This window comes from Neokomagataea tanensis (genome assembly GCF_006542335.1).
Lineage (GTDB): Bacteria > Pseudomonadota > Alphaproteobacteria > Acetobacterales > Acetobacteraceae > Gluconobacter > Gluconobacter tanensis.
On the sequence record NZ_CP032485.1, the window covers coordinates 681,285 to 698,405 of the forward strand.

At 54.5% G+C, this 17,121-nt stretch carries 18 protein-coding genes; 10 read left to right on the plus strand and 8 right to left on the minus strand.

Annotated features, from left to right (window positions below; all coding sequences use genetic code 11):
- Window positions 1-7: 7 nt before the first annotated feature.
- The 5 genes from D5366_RS03180 to D5366_RS03200 form a co-directional block, all read right to left on the minus strand.
- Window positions 8-574 carry a 1,2-dihydroxy-3-keto-5-methylthiopentene dioxygenase gene (locus D5366_RS03180; RefSeq protein WP_141492259.1) on the minus strand — a complete coding sequence of 189 codons (567 nt, stop codon included), beginning with the start codon at window positions 572-574 and terminating at the stop codon, window positions 8-10.
- A 5-nt stretch (window positions 575-579) separates the two neighbouring features.
- Window positions 580-1,227: a methylthioribulose 1-phosphate dehydratase gene (locus D5366_RS03185; RefSeq protein ID WP_141492260.1), complete on the minus strand. Its 648-nt coding sequence runs from the start codon at window positions 1,225-1,227 to the stop codon at window positions 580-582.
- Complete coding sequence (locus D5366_RS03190) at window positions 1,227-1,484, minus strand: twin-arginine translocase TatA/TatE family subunit (protein WP_141493789.1); 258 nt, start codon at window positions 1,482-1,484, stop codon at window positions 1,227-1,229. Before D5366_RS03190 ends, D5366_RS03185 begins: the two co-directional genes overlap by 1 nt.
- Window positions 1,485-1,584: 100 nt before the next feature.
- Entirely contained in the window at window positions 1,585-2,052 is a 468-nt protein-coding gene (locus D5366_RS03195; RefSeq protein ID WP_141492261.1) for a CHAP domain-containing protein, read from the minus strand.
- On the minus strand, window positions 2,049-2,660 hold the full coding sequence (locus tag D5366_RS03200) for a regulatory protein RecX (RefSeq protein ID WP_141492262.1): 612 nt from the start codon (window positions 2,658-2,660) through the stop codon (window positions 2,049-2,051). Before D5366_RS03200 ends, D5366_RS03195 begins: the two co-directional genes overlap by 4 nt.
- Before the next feature lie 10 nt (window positions 2,661-2,670).
- On the opposite strand from D5366_RS03200, the gene D5366_RS03205 reads away from it, so the two are divergent.
- From D5366_RS03205 to D5366_RS03245, 9 genes are all read left to right on the plus strand, one after another.
- Window positions 2,671-4,302, plus strand: a complete 1,632-nt coding sequence (locus D5366_RS03205) for a D-aminopeptidase (protein ID WP_240775318.1) — start codon at window positions 2,671-2,673, stop codon at window positions 4,300-4,302.
- Between the two features lie 162 nt (window positions 4,303-4,464).
- On the plus strand, window positions 4,465-5,670 hold the full coding sequence (locus D5366_RS03210; protein WP_141492264.1) for an aspartate aminotransferase family protein: 1,206 nt from the start codon (window positions 4,465-4,467) through the stop codon (window positions 5,668-5,670).
- Entirely contained in the window at window positions 5,667-6,635 is a 969-nt protein-coding gene (gene argF, locus D5366_RS03215; RefSeq protein WP_141492265.1) for an ornithine carbamoyltransferase, read from the plus strand. Before D5366_RS03210 ends, argF begins: the two co-directional genes overlap by 4 nt.
- Before the next feature lie 117 nt (window positions 6,636-6,752).
- The gene (hslO, locus tag D5366_RS03220; protein WP_141493790.1) at window positions 6,753-7,640 is read left to right on the plus strand and encodes an Hsp33 family molecular chaperone HslO; all 888 of its coding nucleotides are present in this window, start codon (window positions 6,753-6,755) and stop codon (window positions 7,638-7,640) included.
- Window positions 7,637-8,635, plus strand: coding sequence for a hypothetical protein (locus D5366_RS03225; protein WP_141492266.1), 999 nt, complete (start codon window positions 7,637-7,639; stop codon window positions 8,633-8,635). Before hslO ends, D5366_RS03225 begins: the two co-directional genes overlap by 4 nt.
- Before the next feature lie 58 nt (window positions 8,636-8,693).
- Window positions 8,694-9,569 carry a hypothetical protein gene (locus D5366_RS03230; protein WP_141492267.1) on the plus strand — a complete coding sequence of 292 codons (876 nt, stop codon included), beginning with the start codon at window positions 8,694-8,696 and terminating at the stop codon, window positions 9,567-9,569.
- A gap of 130 nt (window positions 9,570-9,699) precedes the next feature.
- Window positions 9,700-10,428: a gluconate 2-dehydrogenase subunit 3 family protein gene (locus tag D5366_RS03235; RefSeq protein WP_141492268.1), complete on the plus strand. Its 729-nt coding sequence runs from the start codon at window positions 9,700-9,702 to the stop codon at window positions 10,426-10,428.
- Window positions 10,429-10,442: 14 nt separating this feature from the next.
- Window positions 10,443-12,221: a GMC family oxidoreductase gene (locus D5366_RS03240; protein ID WP_141492269.1), complete on the plus strand. Its 1,779-nt coding sequence runs from the start codon at window positions 10,443-10,445 to the stop codon at window positions 12,219-12,221.
- Window positions 12,218-13,576 (plus strand): c-type cytochrome, encoded by a 1,359-nt coding sequence (locus D5366_RS03245; RefSeq protein ID WP_141492270.1) that lies wholly within the window; start codon window positions 12,218-12,220, stop codon window positions 13,574-13,576. The genes D5366_RS03240 and D5366_RS03245 overlap by 4 nt, the downstream gene beginning before the upstream one ends.
- A 122-nt stretch (window positions 13,577-13,698) precedes the next feature.
- Here the strand turns inward: D5366_RS03245 and D5366_RS03250 are convergent, their stop codons facing one another.
- A complete protein-coding gene (locus D5366_RS03250) occupies window positions 13,699-14,184 on the minus strand; it encodes a hypothetical protein (RefSeq protein WP_240775319.1) in 486 nt (161 codons plus the stop codon).
- 17 nt (window positions 14,185-14,201) lie between these two features.
- On the opposite strand from D5366_RS03250, the gene D5366_RS03255 reads away from it, so the two are divergent.
- Window positions 14,202-14,864, plus strand: a complete 663-nt coding sequence (locus tag D5366_RS03255; RefSeq protein ID WP_141492271.1) for a tyrosine-protein phosphatase — start codon at window positions 14,202-14,204, stop codon at window positions 14,862-14,864.
- A 79-nt stretch (window positions 14,865-14,943) separates the two neighbouring features.
- On the opposite strand, the gene D5366_RS03260 is transcribed toward D5366_RS03255, so the two are convergent.
- Both D5366_RS03260 and lnt read right to left on the minus strand, forming a co-directional pair.
- A complete protein-coding gene (locus D5366_RS03260; RefSeq protein WP_141492272.1) occupies window positions 14,944-15,507 on the minus strand; it encodes a helix-turn-helix domain-containing protein in 564 nt (187 codons plus the stop codon).
- Window positions 15,508-15,586: 79 nt separating this feature from the next.
- Window positions 15,587-17,086: an apolipoprotein N-acyltransferase gene (lnt, locus tag D5366_RS03265; RefSeq protein ID WP_141493792.1), complete on the minus strand. Its 1,500-nt coding sequence runs from the start codon at window positions 17,084-17,086 to the stop codon at window positions 15,587-15,589.
- Between the last annotated feature and the right edge of the window lie 35 nt (window positions 17,087-17,121).

Sequence of the window (17,121 nt, forward strand, 5' to 3'; positions counted from 1 at the left end):
GCCTTCATCAAATCTGGGCAGCTGTTGTGGGCACCACTTCTGCTGGGAAACGCTCAGCAATATCGTCCCCGGTGTAATCTGCGATCCAGCCCGTTTTATCGGTAAATACGCGCAGAGCAACAACATCAGGCGATGTACCCGCATCAAACCAATGCGGAATGCCCGTCGGGACAGAAATCAAATCGCCTTGTTCACAGAGAACGGAATAAACGCGGCCTTTGATGTGCAGCACGAAAGCGCCCTGCCCATGCACAAAGAACCTGACCTCGTCCTCGCTGTGAGTATGTTCAGATAAGAACTTTTGACGCAATTCTGGCAGGTTCGGCGTTTGCGCGTTAATGCGCACAACATCTGCACTCCCGGCGCCGGTCTCACCCATCAAAGCGTTGAGATACGGGCGATAAGCGTCCAATATATCATCCGTTGAGGCGTCTTTTGCCGGCGTTACCGGCGCAGCCCAGCGCTCAAAACGAATGTTGTGCGGGCGCAGCGTCTCCGCAATTTCTCCGGGTGTGGAGAGATCAAGCAGAAGCTTTCCCGGTGCATCATCCCGGTAAACCGTCAAACGACTCATGACAATTAGCCTTTTTGAAGATGGGCCAAATGGCAGGCAAGCAGGAATTCCAAACCTTCCAACCGTGCCAATGCTGTTGGCATATCTGGTCCCCAGACATATACACCATGTCCGCGGATCAAATACCCAACAGGCATATTCGACAAATGCGGCGCAACATGCGTTGCCAAACGTGCAATATCTTGGTCATTCGCAAAGAGCGGCAAATCCAGCGATGTTTCGTGGGTAGTCTGCCCCTCGAAAACCTTCAAAACCTCATAGCCTTCAAGGGTAATAGCATCGCTTTGCTCGTCACGTGACAACACTGTCGCGGCGACTGAATGGCCGTGCAAGACCGCACCAATGGAGGGGTTATGCGCGTAAAGCTGCGTATGCAGCAAAGTCTCGGCGCTCGCCTTCTGTCCTTGCTGAACAGGACGCCCATCAGGTGTGATCTCAATCACATCATCAACGCTTAGAAAGCCTTTATGGCCGCCAGAGCGTGTGATGGCGATACGTCCGTCCGTTAGCCTACGCGATATGTTTCCCGCTGTGGCTGGAACCCAGCCGCGTTGGTCCATACGCTGCCCGGCGCGTACAATATCTTTACGGGCCTGCTCCCACGCGGGATCAAGCACCGTATTTTCTTCGTCCAAACGACTGTTCAACGCCATTAAACTCGCGTTTGTGTCGTTTCGTGCGACTGGGTCTGCGCACTTGCGTTCTGCTGAGGGGCAGAGAGATGGCCGGGTGCTTCTGATGGTGAGGCATTGGACCCCGCCATTGATTCATCATCAGCCATATTCTTCTTGAAGGACTTAATACCCTTCGCAAAATCGCCCATCATGCCACTAATTTTACCGCCGCCACCAAAAACGACGAGAACAACAACCGCAAGAATGACCCAGTGAATGGGGCTCATACCGCCCATGTCCGTGTACTCCGAAATGCCAAGGCTACCCTCATGTGGCAAGGCTTGGCCAATTGTGCAAGCATTCTGCTTAATGCAAACGCGCCGGACAGTCCTGCGCTTAAGGGATAATGAACCCATAGGTTGGGTTTGACCGCAACCCCATAACACCACTCGGGCTCCACCACACCCTCACCAACGACCAATCGTGGGCGTGGGAAATATCTTTTACTGGCACAGACCGGTCAATTTCGCCCGGCGCCCAATTCGCCTGATCAACAAGAATTGTATCGTCAGAGACCACGCGCCTGACGACTGATACATGGCCGTACGGCATTCGCCGCGTTGCTTTGAAAACCAAAATGGAACCGGCTTCCGGGCTGTGTGTCCGTGTGTAGCGCCCATTCGCCTGCCACCACCAGCTGGCAGCGTTCCCCCGCAGGTCTACTCCCGTTTTTTCACGAGCATAGGGCGCGCATTGTAAAGCCCCGTCAAAGCGCCCTCCCCCGCCGCAGGCCGTCAAAGCCAGCAATGCTGCCAAAGCCAGCCCGTGCCACAAGGAAAGACAGCTCCCCGCAGGCAGCCTCATATATGTCTGTTCCGAAACGCTATGATGCGTTCTTCCGCATCATAGCGATCCATAGACAAAGCAACCTCTGAAACATCACGAGAGAAGCCATTACGGGCAAAAATACCGAGCACTCGTGCCAATTCTTCCTGCGGGCGGTCATCCCGCTGGAAAGGTCCAACACGACGTTTCCGTGCCAGCATTAATGCCGCAGCCAATTCGGCCTCCCGCGCCCCAGCATCACCACGCTCTCCCAACGAATCGGATAAGGCTTCACGAGCAACTTCAGCGTCTACTCCCTTTTGCTGCAACTTGGCCTCTACAGCACGTCTAGAGCGCCCCGCACGCGCCAAACTTGATGCCTTCATGCGAGCAAACCCCGGATCATCAACCGCGCCGAGCGCGCGCATGGCGTAAACAACGTCGTCTATAACAGTACGCAGCCCATTTAATTTGGCTGACAGTTCCTCTTCATCCAGACCAGCCTGCAACGCGCGTGATGCCCAGCGCCTCAACCGTCTTTCCAGCATCTGCCTCAGCCCCTGCTCGGTCGTGGCGAAGCGGGCTAAATGCGCAAGTGCTGTCTCGCGCAGCGTACGGAAATCAGGGGCTGCCGGTATCTCTATCATTTTGAAGAGTATGAAACTGATCAGGCATTTACGGCAAGCAAAGATCGCGTATGGTCAGGTTATGACCGTATCATTTTCTCCTGCGCTTGACGCCGCTATTCGCTCTTTACCACAACGCTACCCAGGACCGGGCGGCGCTGTTGCTGTTCTTCACCGCGGAGAAGTAATTATACGCCACAGTTGGGGCTACGCGAATGCGGAGAGACGTCTCCCTTTTACCCCTTCAACACTTTTCCGCATGTGCTCTATCACTAAGCAATTCACATGCGCGGCCATGCTACAAAATACTGCCGCCCCCTCTGAACTGAACAAGATCATTTCATCGCGCCTTCCCCTGCTTCAAGGCCCACATCCTAACGCGCTTCATCTGGCTCATAACCAATCTGGTCTGCGCGACTACTGGGCCGTCGCAATGCTGCATGGTGCTGCCATTGAGGGGTATTTCGGGGACCGGGAAGCCGAGAGAGTTATACGCGGTACGCGCAGTCTCCAGTTCTCGCCCGGCACGTCTTACTCTTACGTTAACCAAAATTTCCGCCTCCTCTCTGACGCCTTACAAGACCATACGGGCCGAAGCTTTGCGGAAATTCTCCAATTTTCTGTTTTCAACCCCTCCGGGATGGAGCGCGCAATACTGGCCGCAGAAACACGCGCAATGCCAGACGGTACCATCGGGTATGAGGGCAGCGTCTCAGCCGGTTTCCGCCCGGCAATAAACAATATTTGGTGGACGGGCGATGCCGGCCTCGCCGCCTCCCTTGATGATATGATTGCGTGGGAGACGTTTATCGATAACGGCCGGGACGATAGCGACAGTCTTTATAATCGCCTCTCAGCCCCCACCTCTTTTGAAAATGGCACGCCTGCGCCCTATGGCTTCGGCCTGCAACACCTCAACCTTCATGGCAAACATGTTACTGCACATGGCGGCGCCCTGCGTGGGTGGCGGTCACACCGTCTTCACGTCGCTTCAGAGCGCCTTTCTGTTGTTGTCATGTTCAACCACATGTCACCTGCACAAAACGCAGCAGCAGAAATTTTAGGCTCGATGCTTAACGCTCCTGCCCCCCCTACCCGCAACGCACAGACTAGCCGCCTGCCCGGTGTTTACCGGGAACAGGAAACCGGCCTCTCTGCTCGTATCGATTCTCTCGGTGAAAACACTTTGGGGCTACGTTACCTCATGCTGCCTGATGCGCTGTCCAACGTGAGCGACACGCATGCAGAGAACGGCGCAATCCGGCTCAATCTTCTGCAAGATTGCACCGTTCGGATGGAGCATCTCAAAGAAAACCGATCTACGACACTAATTGCTGCCACAGATGCCGGCCCCATCCCGGCCGATACTGAAACATCCGAGCTCGCAGGGAATTACATCTGTGACGAGCTGGACGGAGCAACCGTAACCGTTTCAGAACAAGGCGGCATTTTGTACGGTGGGTTTTCTGGCATGTTGGGCGATGGAAAAATGGAACCGCTCCAACGCCTTGCACGTGATTTATGGGTTCTCCCTTGCCCCCGCGCACTGGATCATACCCCGCCGGGAGATTGGACACTCAGCTTTGAGCGTCAAAATAAGCAGATTATTGCACTGCGCTTAGGCTGCTGGCTCGCAAGAGACCTTATTTATCGCCCTGTCTGACATAAAATTACATAGAAGCATTTGACGCCAAGCGTTTTAGAGCGTCACAATAGTAACTGTGAAATCTGTTGGCCCCGCCTCGGACCCTAAGGGAAGAACCGGCGCGGGGCTTTCGTATTCCACATATCTTTATGAACCTTTTGAACAGGATCGATCACAATCATGATCTCCGCCCTAATGCCCAACTACAACCGTGCTGACCTCGCCTTTGAGCAAGGCCAAGGCATCTGGCTGCAGACGGCGGATGGACGACGATTCATGGATTTCGGAGCAGGCATCGCGGTCTCCTCCCTCGGCCACGCACACCCAAAGCTCGTACATGCGATTGCGGAACAAGCTGGCAAAGTCATGCACGTTTCAAATTTGTACCGCGTGCCGCAAGCCGAGCGCTTGGCTGATCTCCTTGTGCAAAACACTTTTGCCGATTCGGTGTTGTTCTGTAATTCCGGCGCGGAAGCCAATGAAGGCATGGTCAAAATGATCCGCCGCGCGCAATTCGAAAACGGACACCCTGAACGGACACGTATTCTTTGTTTTGATGGCGCATTTCACGGCCGTACACTTGCCATGATCGCCGCTGGGGGCAACCCCGCGTACCTAAAAGGTTTTGGCCCTGTTGTAGAGGGCTTTGATCACATCCCCTTTAACAACACGAACACGCTGCGCGACGCCATCACCCCTGAAACTGCCGGCATTATTGTTGAACCCATTCAGGGCGAAACAGGCATCAAAACAGCCGACGTTCATTTCATGAAAGCACTCCGCGCTGTCTGTGATGAATTTGGCCTCTATCTCGGCTTTGACGAGGTTCAAACCGGCGTAGGGCGCACCGGCAAACTCTTCGCCCATGAGTGGAGCGGCATTGCCCCAGATGTTATGTCCGTAGCAAAAGGCATTGGAGGTGGCTTCCCTCTCGGAGCCGTACTCGCGACAGAAGCGGTCGCCAAGCATATGACCCCAGGCTCCCACGGCACCACCTTCGGCGGTAACCCGCTCGCCTGCGCAGCGGGCACCTGCGTCATGACCGAAATTCTAGCACCCGGCTTCATCCAGCAGGTTGAAGAAACAGGGCACGCTTTTGGCGCAATGCTCCAAAATGTTGTCGAACGCTCCAACGGCGTGTTCGATGGCGTACGTGGGCTTGGCCTTATGCGCGGTCTACACTGCACCCTGCCAGTGGGCGATGTGCTGTCGGCCGTAATTAACCAGGGCCTTCTTGCTGTAACAGCAGGCGATAATGTCCTGCGCTTGGTTCCGCCATTGATCGTTACTCCAGCCGACTGCCAGATGGCCTGTGACCGCCTGATTGCAGCTGCGCTTTCTTTTTCCCCCGCTAAAGGCGACACCAATAAGGAATTTGCATCGTGAGCCCCGCTGAACAGAAGCCGAACGCACTGAAAAGCAACCTTCGGCACTTCTTGGATATCCGTGACCATAGCGGGAAAACTCTACGTACAATCCTCAAGACGTCCGCGCGCGTTAAGGCACAGCAAGTCGGTCGCAGAGCGCCCCTTCACCCGGCACGCGCCCTCGAAGGGCGCAGCCTCGGTCTGATTCTGGCGCAACCCTCAACACGGACACGCGTCTCATTCGAAGTCGGCATGGGACAACTGGGCGGGAGAACAACCGTTCTTTCACCCGGCGATATGCAACTCGGACGTGGTGAAAGCATTGCTGACACGGCGCGTGTTCTTTCCCGCTTTCTCGATGTGATCGTGCTGCGTACAGGCAATGACGCAGCACTGCGGGAAATGGCTCAATGGAGCAGCGTCCCCGTCATTAACGGCCTGACGCCAGTCTCACATCCCATTCAAATCCTCGCGGATATTCTTACGTTTGAAGAACATCGCGGCCCAATCACCGGCAAAACACTGGCATGGGTAGGTGACGGAAACAACGTCGCTACCTCTCTCATGGAAGCGGCTGCTCGCTTGGACTTCAAGGTCCGCATCGCAACACCTGAAGCTTTTGCCCCCAACCCAGAAGTCGTGAGCTGGGCCCGTGAAAACGGGGCAACAATTGACATCTGCACCTCGCCTGAAGAAGCAGTTTCGGGCGCTGATGCTGTGTTGACCGACACATGGGTAAGCATGGGCGACAGCGACCGCGATGCAAGGCTAAGTGCCTTTCGGCCCTATCAAGTGAATGCGGAATTGATGGCAAAAGCTGCACCCGGTGCTCTGTTTTTGCACTGCCTGCCTGCCCATATAGGTGAAGAAGTAACGGAAGAAGTGTTTGAAGGGCCTTCTTCTGTCGTCTTTGATGAAGCAGAAAACCGCCTACATTCTCAAAAAGGTCTGCTGCTCTGGGCTCTCGGCGCCGAGCACGACTAATTTTCATGTGCGGTGCGGAACAAACCGCACCTGCGGTTGTTCTGGCAACGCATAAAGGAATGTTTTTTGATCGACAAACCACCTTTCCTTGATACGGCACGTCCCGACGTCCCCGATATGGTGGTCGCGGGAGGGGTTGTCCCTTTTCATTTGGAGCGCTCCCCCGTCCGGGGGCGCATCGTGCGTCTTGGTGCCCTAGCTGACGCTATATTGTCTCGCCACGACGTGCCGGATAACGTTGCACGCCTAAATGGCGAAGCACTCGCCTTGGTCGCGGGCATGGCATCCGCATTGAAATTCAAAGGCTCACTCTCCCTCCAAGTCAAAGGGGACGGCCCAGTTTCAATGCTACTGGCCGACGCAACTGACAATGGTGGCATACGCGGCCTCGCCCGTCTGGACGAAGAAGCTGACGCAGACGCTGTTCCAGAAGACGCAGCAGGCCTGCTTGGTCAAGGTTATCTGGCTTTCACCATTGACCAAGGGCCGGAAATGGAACGCCACCAAGGTGTCGTAGACATTCAGGGGCCAACCCTAAGCAAAATGGCCGAGCACTACTTCACGACAAGTGAACAACATGCCTGTCACATCCGCCTTTTCTGCAGCCGTGATACCCATGGATGGCAGGCCGGCGCGTTGGTTCTGGAACGTATTGCAGCAGAAGGCGGTACTGCCGTCCTTGATACTGATCATGAAGATGCATGGGAAACCGCCTGCACTTTCGCTGACACACTTAAGGATGCAGAACTGTTTGACGAACATTTATCCGGCGAAGATTTAGCACATCGCTTGTTTGGCACATTGGACGTCCAAACGAGCGCGCCACGCGCGCTGGCCTATTCATGCCGTTGCTCACGTTCTCGCCTCGCCAATGTTCTGGAACGTTTTAGCGACGACGACTTGGATCATATGGCCGAGAACGGCGTTATCACTATGAAGTGCGAATTCTGTAACCACGATTTCCATTTCGACCGTGATAATTTGGGTGCAACGGATCCTGCATGAGTTCCAACAACACGACGCTTCTCCAAGATACGTTCCTTGACGGACAAAAAGTGTCTCAGCTTTATCCGGGCTGGGAGGCAAAATCCCGCAACGATCTCGTTGCAGGGTTCAGCGTCGTGTTATTTGTCGAAGAAGCCACAGGGCGAAATGCTTGCTGGTGGCTTCTCGACAATCACTACTGTGGCAGCCATATTTTGGCGCTTACGCCGGAGCATTACCAAACTCTTTTACCGGCTCTCGAGCCACTTTTCCGTCCTTTCACGGACGGCGTACTTGGCAGTTCAGCGGTGCAGACGCCTCCGCCTTTTCCAAGCATTCCTACTTTTGCTCTGCGCGAATTGAGCGCTGCATGGCTCAATTATATCGAAGAAAGCCCCCTGCTGATCAAATCTGGTCACGCTGATAGCGGCGAGGCACTTACATGTCCCAGCGGGCAGGTTATTGCCGAAAATCGTTTGACTACTTTGCTGCAGGCGCGCCCGTCGCAAAACGCTACCGTCCTGACATCACCTTTCTCCGGGATGCCGCTGCGTGCACAAATTACGATGGACCTGCATGGCCACCTAGCTTACCGCTTTTATGACCAAGAGGACGACTTCGTCTTTTATCTTATTTGGGCGAAAGGCACATCGAGCGAACGTCCGTCATTTTACTTTCCCAAAGGCCGCCTTCTGATATCCGACTCCCCCGTTGGGGCCCTCCTTCCCGATTGGATTCTAACTTGGTTTATCCAAAACCCCGAGCATGCCGCAGCCATACAGGACGCACGGCCATTCAAGCCTGAAGATTTTGGGGTCGGGCGCGCCTCAACCGTGCGTATTCACACCCCCGAAAAGGATGCCTCAGCCCCCCCATCGGCGGACAGCCAACCGAGAAATACAACCGCACGGAGCCAACCGAAACGGAGTGGCCTGATTTCTTACCTCCCCTCACTCATCCTGCCACCGAAGCCGCAGAAGTTGAGCCGGTACGTAAGGGTCTTTTCCAACGTATAAAACAGCGCCTATTTGGTGCTAGAAAGATTTGAACACTAAGCCATAGGAAACGTGGACAATGTCGGTACGCTCATTTTCAAACATCCCGTCCTTATTGCCACGGCGTCCTGTCCACCGCTCCTTCCTACTCGGCTTGGCGTTCATAGGGCTCAGCGCCTGCGCAGATGATACCCCCCCTGAGCAATTCACAGCCCCGGATTTTAGTTATCTTACGCCCCTACACCTCGATGTAGCATCCATCACTGTAGATGATCGTTCTGCACCCGCTCCCGACTCTCTAAGCGCTAAAGCTCCCACGGCGCCTGATGCCGCCCTGAAAACTCTGGCTCAGCAGCGCTTGGTTGGCACCGGCCCTTCAGGGCAAGGTCAGTTCATCATCAAACAAGCTTACCTCCAGCGCGCTTCGGACGATGCTGTGGACGGAGCTATGGACGTTCAGTTGAATGTGGCAGATTCAAGCGGTCAACATACCGGTTATGTACACGCACGCGTCACACGGCATTACACATCAACAAATCAAAGCGCTACATCGCGCGCCTCGCTTGACGCCTTAACCAAACAAATGGCGCAAGACATGAATGTCGAACTGGAATACCAGATTCGTCATCGTCTCGGCTCATGGATGACAGATGCTCAAGGCAATCCACTTACAGGAAGCATCCAGCAGCAAAATTTATCCGCCCCCGGTTCTGCACCATCTGTAACACCATCCGCTACAGCCCCAGCAACGACTGGCGCGACCACATCCAGCCTGTCTGCGCCAGCAGGCAATCAGGCTGTTAAATCTGCACAAACTACTGTGCAATCAACGACAAGCGCCGTGCCTGATGCCATTTTCCCGACGGGACAAAGCGCAGCGGCAGCCGCCACAAAATCACCGCAGCCAAATGTTCTCAAACTTCCATCGGCAGAAACGACACAGTCCTCGGAATAGCCTCCGCTCTCGCTTTCGTGAACTGCATTTCACTGGCGATATGTTGCTGGACATGGTTTAGGGTCAGGACGGCCACTCAGGTCATTGCATAATCATATCATTCTATCACATGGCCTGTGCGGAGCACGACATGGTCAAATCTGACCCTACCTCGCCCTCAAAAACAACTTTAGCTCTGCCGCGACGCAGCGTGACCAATGCTTTGTTGGGTAGCACAGCTTTTTGGCTTACTCGCACCAGCACAGCCGTAGCGCGCGGCTTAGCCGATGAGGCTGCTCTCGCACCATATAAGCCCGTTTTCTTCACTGCGGACGAATACGCTTTTCTACTCGCGGCTACCGAACGGCTTTTCCCGAAAGACCATAACGGGCCAGGAGCTCTCGAGTTGGGGGTGGCAGAATTTATTGATCGTCAGATGCAGACACCCTATGGCGAAGGCGACAACTGGTACATGAGTGGGCCCTTTAAACAGGGACCTGCAAATCTCGGCTACCAGTTACCACTCGTACCTCGCGCCTTATACCGCCAAGGCATTGCCGCTCTGGACACGTATGTGCGCCAGCAATACGGCTCATCGTTCGTTACGTTACCATCTGCCAAACAAGATATCGTCTTGACGGCGCTCGAGGGCGGCTCCCTTCAACTTCAGGCCATACCGGGCCGGGCTTTCTTTGAACAACTCCGGACCAACACGCTTGAGGGCGCCTTCGCTGATCCTCTTTACGGCGGAAATCGTGGCTTGGGAGGCTGGCTCATGCTTGGCTTCCCCGGCGCACGCGCTGACTTCATGGATTGGGTTAATCAGGATGGCGCAGCCTACCCTTTCCCCCCTGTCTCCATTTCTGGCCAAACCGCGTAAAAAGTAATTTGATTATGAGCACAAAACACGCAGACGCTATCATTGTAGGTGCTGGCTGGGCTGGCAGCATCATGGCAAAAGAACTGACAGAAGCGGGCCTGTCCGTCATCATATTAGAGCGCGGCAAAGAGCACACTACTGCCGTAGAAGGTGCCTATCCTGAGTCTATTGATGAATTGCGCGGTGCCGTACGCAAACGCCTGTTTCAAAATCTAGCAAAAACAACCGTAACCATCCGTAATACCATTGACCAAACAGCACTCCCTTACCGGCAGCTCGCGGCTTTCTTACCGGGTGAAGGCGTAGGCGGTGCGGGACTACACTGGTCTGGTGTGCATTTCCGTGCTGACCCAAATGATTTGCGCCTGCGCAGTGCTGTAGAAGAACGCTACGGGAAGAACTTCATTCCCAAAGATATGAACCTTCAAGATTACGGCGTGACCTACGCCGAACTTGAGCCTTTCTTCGACAAAGCTGAGAAAGTTTTTGGCACGTCAGGCACAGCCTATACGGTTAATGGAAAAGTTGTCGGTAACGGGAATATTTTCGCGCCCGACCGCTCAAGTGACTTCCCGCTCCCCGCTATGAAAGACACTTTCACCGCGGCAACCTTCCGTCAAGCGGCGCAAGATGCGGGGTACCACCCTTATTCGCTCCCCGCAGCCAATGCTTCCAAACCCTATACCAACCCTTATGGTTGCCAGATGGGGCCGTGCAATTTCTGCGGATATTGCAGCGGATATGACTGCTACCTGTACTCTAAAGCGTCTCCGAACGTGAACATTCTGCCAGCATTACGGCAAGACCCACGCTTCAAACTCATCACAAATGCCCATGTACTGCGCGTAGACTTAGACAACACCAAGACAAAAGCGACAGGCGTTACTTATCTGGAAACGACGACTGAGAAGGAAGTCTCTCTCAAAGCTGACCTCGTCATCCTCAGTGCGTTCCAGTTCCACAATGTGCATCTAATGCTGCTCTCTGGGATCGGCAAACCTTATGATCCCGTTAAAAATACGGGTACTATTGGACGCAATTTTGTGTACCAGACAATCACAACATCCCGCGTTTGGTTGCCTGAGAACACCCATACCAATCAGTTCATTGGTGCAGGCGGCGTTGGCGTTGCCATTGACGATTTTAACAGCCTAAATTTTGATCACGGGCCGTTAGGCTTCGTGGGCGGATCACCGGTCTGGGTCAACCAGGCTGGCACCAAGCCCATTACCTCTGCCGTTGGTACTGGTGGCCACGGAACCCCACGTTGGGGCTCTGGCTACAAAGACGCACTTATCGATACCTATAAGCACTCTATCGCCATCGACGCACACGGCAGCAACATGGCCTATAGAGACATCTTTCTTGATTTAGACCCGACTTGGAAAGATGCGTACGGTCAGCCTCTGCTGCGTATGACGTTTACATGGAAAGATAATGACGTTCGTATGAACCAATACGTCGTCAGCAAGATTGCGCCAATTGCGCGCGCCATGGGCGCAACTCGCAGCAGCCTGACGCACCTTGAGTTTGGGCAACCCTTTGATACACGTCATTATCAGACGACCCATCTTGGCGGCGGGGCCATCATGGGTGAAAATCCGCAGACGAGCGCGCTTAATCGGTATTTGCAAAGTTGGGACGTCTCGAACGTTTTTGTCATTGGCTCGAATGCATTTCCTCAGGGAATGGGCTATAACCCCACGGGGACCGTTGCGGCTCTGGCGTATTGGTCCGCCCACCACATTCGAACCTTATATCTGAAATCTCCCGGCCCTATGGTGCAAGTATGAGCAAGCGCTTCTTTCTCTCCGCACTGGCCCTGAGCACTTTTGGCGCAGGCGCTTTTTACATTTCGCTAAGCACTCCATCGCATGCGGAAGTAGAAAGCACACCAGTTCAACCAGACCCTTCTTTGATTGAGGAAGGGCGTTACGTTGCTGCCGCGTCGGACTGTTCAGCCTGCCATACGGTTCATGGGAAAGAAGAATACACGGGTGGTATGCCATTTGCCCTGCCAATGGGCACGATACACTCGACCAACATCACACCCGATCGGGAACACGGTATAGGTAACTACAGCGAAGCGGACTTTGCCCGTGCAATTCGCTACGGTATTCGTAAAGACGGCAGTACCCTCTATCCGGCCATGCCTTACCCGTCTTACGCGCGTATGACAGATAAAGACATGCACGCGCTGTACGTCTATTTCCACTACGGCGTCAAAGCATCGTCTGAGCAGCCACCACGCAACACAATTCCTTGGCCGCTATCCATGCGCTGGCCTTTGGTATTTTGGCGCACAATCTTCTCTCCCTCCCCTGCGAAGGTGTTGGACACAACGAAGCCCCTCGTTGATGACCCCGTCCTTGCACGAGGGGCTTACTTGGTCGAAGGCCCCGGGCATTGTGGCGCCTGCCACTCCCCTCGCGGTTTGGCTATGCAAGAAAAAGCACTTACCGCGCAGGATGGTGATGCTTATCTTTCCGGTGGTGCCGCGGTGGATGGCTGGATTCCGCCAAGCCTCCGCGCCGATGACCGCACAGGCCTCGCCCGCTGGAGTGAAGATGACATTGCGACTTTCCTCGCGACAGGCCGCAACAAAAAAGGCTCTGCTTTTGGCAGCATGACGCCGGCCATTATGCACGGCACACAAAACCTCTCCCCTGAAGATCTTCATGCTATTGCGCATTATCTTCACCATTTGGGCCCATCTCGCTTGGCCGAAAAACCATGGGTGTATGATCCCAAAGTTGCAAATGACCTAAAGCAAGGCCATGCGACCGCACGGGGAGCAATGCTGTACATCAACAACTGCGCGGCCTGTCACAAGACAGACGGCTCAGGATATCCTGACGTGTTCCCGCCACTGGCTGGCAACCCTGTTGTCATGACCAAGGATCCTGCATCGCTTGTGCATATTGTACAAAGTGGCGCAACACTGCCAGCCATGCACAAAGCACCGTCAGCTCTTACCATGCCTTCATTCGAAGGGCATTTGAGTGATCAGGAAATCGCGGACGTCGTGACGTTTATTCGCCAAAGCTGGGGGAATGATGCCGCACCAGTCAGTCGACGCGATGTAGAAAAACTGAAAAAGACAATGCCACCGCGCAATCTAAGCGAAGGCCCAATTCCTCAAAACTAAGACCTAGAGCCATTTCCAAACGGGCCGTTTCAAAGCTTATGCCTTGGAGCGGCTCGACCATTGCTGGGTCTGGGTACTGGCGCACCATCGTTTTCGCACTCAGCCCCCTTCGCCGAGACCTATCACTGCCCCGGCGCGGAGACAGAAGCGCCCCGGTGGCCGTAAGAGACCTCTGTATCCGGCACTGCTGAGCGCGGAGTAATATCCGCTGTCTGCCCGCTGCCATCATCCGTACCGAAGCTCATACCGCCCGGCGATGACGGCCGATCAGGCGCATTAACCGGGGGCGCTCCATTTCCTGCCAATTCAACACCCGCGCCCGGCGGCATCGGCATAGGGGGAATAATACGCCCTGCCGTCACACCCGGTGGAAGATTATGACGCCTTGAAACAGGATCAGGCGGGATGGTTGAAATCATATCCGCTGCAGGGGGCTGAAACGACGTTCCCAGCCCGCACCCAGAGAGCAGCACCACACATGAGAGAGCCCAAAGCGGCTTCTTGCAGAAGAGAGATTCCATAGAAAGTAAAATAGCATCTTCCTGACGTTGACGCATCCTCCCATGCAGTGAGACAAGACGAACACTACGCGGCTTTTGTCGCCCCATGAGCAAGGAACTCCCTGATGTTCGAAGGCCGGATTACTTCCGCCGCAGATCGCCGTCGTGCATGGCGCGATAGCCTTTTTGTTGATCACTCCATCTTTCGTCTCATCTGGACCAATCTCTCCACTGTTGTCCCCGGTAAAGTGTGGCGCTGCAACCATCCGACACCCGCTCGCCTTAGAAGCCTTCAACGACGCCTCGGCCTTAAGACACTCGTCAACCTGCGGGGGCACCGCAAATGTGGCTCAGATGCGTTGTCACGACGTGCAAGTGCGCGACTAGGGTTAGAGCATCTCGATATGGCGTTTGAAAGCCGCGGCGCACCTCACCGTGACCGGATCTTGCGTTTTGCGGAGATGTACAAGGGTCTGACTTTCCCCATGCTAATGCACTGCAAATCAGGTGCTGATCGTGCGGGGCTGGCGTCCGGACTGGTGTTAATGTTCGAAGGCGGCACGGCTGACGACGCCTTGAACCAACTCCACTGGCGCTTCGGCCATTTCAACCGCTCACGGACAGGTATTCTCGACGCATTTTTCCTGCGCTTTAAAGCCGAAGCAGAAGGCCGTATTTCCTTCATGGATTGGGTCCGCGACGAATACGACGAAGATAGACTGCGCGCCGATTATAAAGCTGGCAAGCTATCCTCATTCGTAAATGATCGCGTACTCCGCCGGGAATAAGGCCCTGCGTGAAATACCCCCCCAGAGTTGGCACTCTAAATCAGAACACATGCCCGCTCTGGGATTTACTGAGCTGCTTTCACTCAATTGGCGATGAAGCTGCCATGCTCCGAACAAGTTCCAGCAACCGCTTTCGCACGGTCTGATCAGGAACGCGATAATACGCGCGCACCAAGTCAATAGCCTCTCGTTTGCTGAACAGAGCAACATCATCTGACGGCGCGTCAAAGAGCCTTGTCGGTTTTGAGGCAGCCTCTGATTTTACCGGCGCCGAACTTTCTGGGCCACCAAAACCCGCCTGTGCTTCGGCAAAACCAAAATTCTGCGGCACAGGCGAAGAAAACATCACACCGCCCGGATTGGCTGCGGCAGCTTCATCCTCCTGCGGCGTTTGCTGAGCATCGTAAAAAAAACCTACGGGGACATCCAGCACCTCAGCCAATTCGAAAAGGCGACTGGCGCTTATACGATTGGAACCCCGCTCGTATTTTTGCACTTGTTGGAACGTTACGCCCAACGCCTCGCCCAGCTTTTCCTGCGACAAATTCATTAATGTCCTGCGCAACCGTATTCTGCTGCCGATATGAACATCCACCGAACCTGCAGCGTTTCGGCTTTCAGACTTATTGTAAGGCTGAGACATAATTCCCCCATAGGTTGTTTTCACTATTAAAAAACAACCTATGATTGTCAATATTAACCTTTAGGTAAAGCTTTCGACCTCAGGGAGTAGTCCTTCTCCGGGGCAAAAAAGCCACGACCACACAAATGGCAGCAAGAATAAGAGGAAAATGTCTTCCCAGATGTCCAAACAATGTCTCAGGCAGAGGCGATGGGATATTCGCGACCATCTTGTCAGCCCTGCCCCAAGTAATCCGCTGAACCTCATGCCCATACCCGTCAAAAAGAGCGGAAATACCGGTGTTATTAGCAAAAACTAGCGGGAGCCCTTCTTCAACGGCCCTCATACGCCCTGTTGCTAAATGCTGACGCGGCCCCGCGCTGTTGCCATACCAAGCATCATTTGAAATCGTAACCAGCCAGTTGGGCCGCTGACCTTTGGCGACAACTGCCCCTGAAAATACGACCTCATAACACACCATAGGGCCCACACGCCCAAGGCCGGGCGTGCCGAGCGTTCTAAGCCCGGAACCTGGTGTTAATGTCTCTGGCAGAAGGTTAAACGGGATAATCCAAGGCTTATACTCCCCGAAGGGTACCAAGCGGCTTTTATCGTATATGGCAGCGATGCTTGCCGTAGGATCAACAACTTCAAGACTGTTGTACCAATGGCCATGATCTTCACGATCCGAGCCAATCATGGCCAATGCCCCGCCTGCTGCACGCGCGATGTAATCGCGAGCCGTTGCATCTTCATCTAAAATACCGGGGAAGCCCGATTCGGGCCATACCACAACTATAGGCCGATCGTCGCCCAGCGCCTGAGCCGCATGGACACCCTCCTCGGTGAGATGCAGGTAGCGGAGGAAGTTGCCAACCCGCACGTTCCGGGTGAGAATCTGATCTTCGGAAACGTTGCCCTGAACGACAACGATCCGGGGGTTGGTGATCGCCAGGGATCTATGATGCCCCAAATGCCAAGCAGACCATCCCCCAGCAATGATTACACATAAGCCGCTAAGCACTACTCCCCGCCGCAGCTGCGTCATAGCGAGCGCTATAAGCACAAGGGCCAAGGTCAAACCATCAACCCCAACCAGCGAAGCTGGTTGTATAAGAACATCGCCTACAAGGCCGGGAAGCTCCAAGGCACTTCCGAGGGGGTTCCAGGGAAAGCCTGAGAATATTAACACGCGTGCCATATCAGCGAGTGTCCAGCTACCGGCAAACATAAAGACGCGGCGCCAACCTGGGGCAACCAAACGACAAGCAACAGCCGGCACAGCCGCCAATGGCGCTATGATGCACGCCACTCCCGGTGCTGCAAACGGTAAGACCCACCAGAAGTCATGGACACGCGTTAATATGGCGTTTGTTAGCCAGTATAAGCCGACTGTGTGCAGCCCTAGCCCGAATAAAAAACCGTACAGAGCAGCCTTTTTCCATGAAGAGGCATCTTCTGCTGCACGATACAGAACCAGAAGCCCTACCGGCAAAATAGGCAGGAAACATATGGGCGGGAAAACAAGGGCTGTTAAAGCCCCCGCCCCCAGTAACAGCGCGCAAAATCGCCAACCATGGAGTGGGAGCTTGGGGTGCATATGCATGCCCTTATCTTAGGTGCCAGTAAAACCCT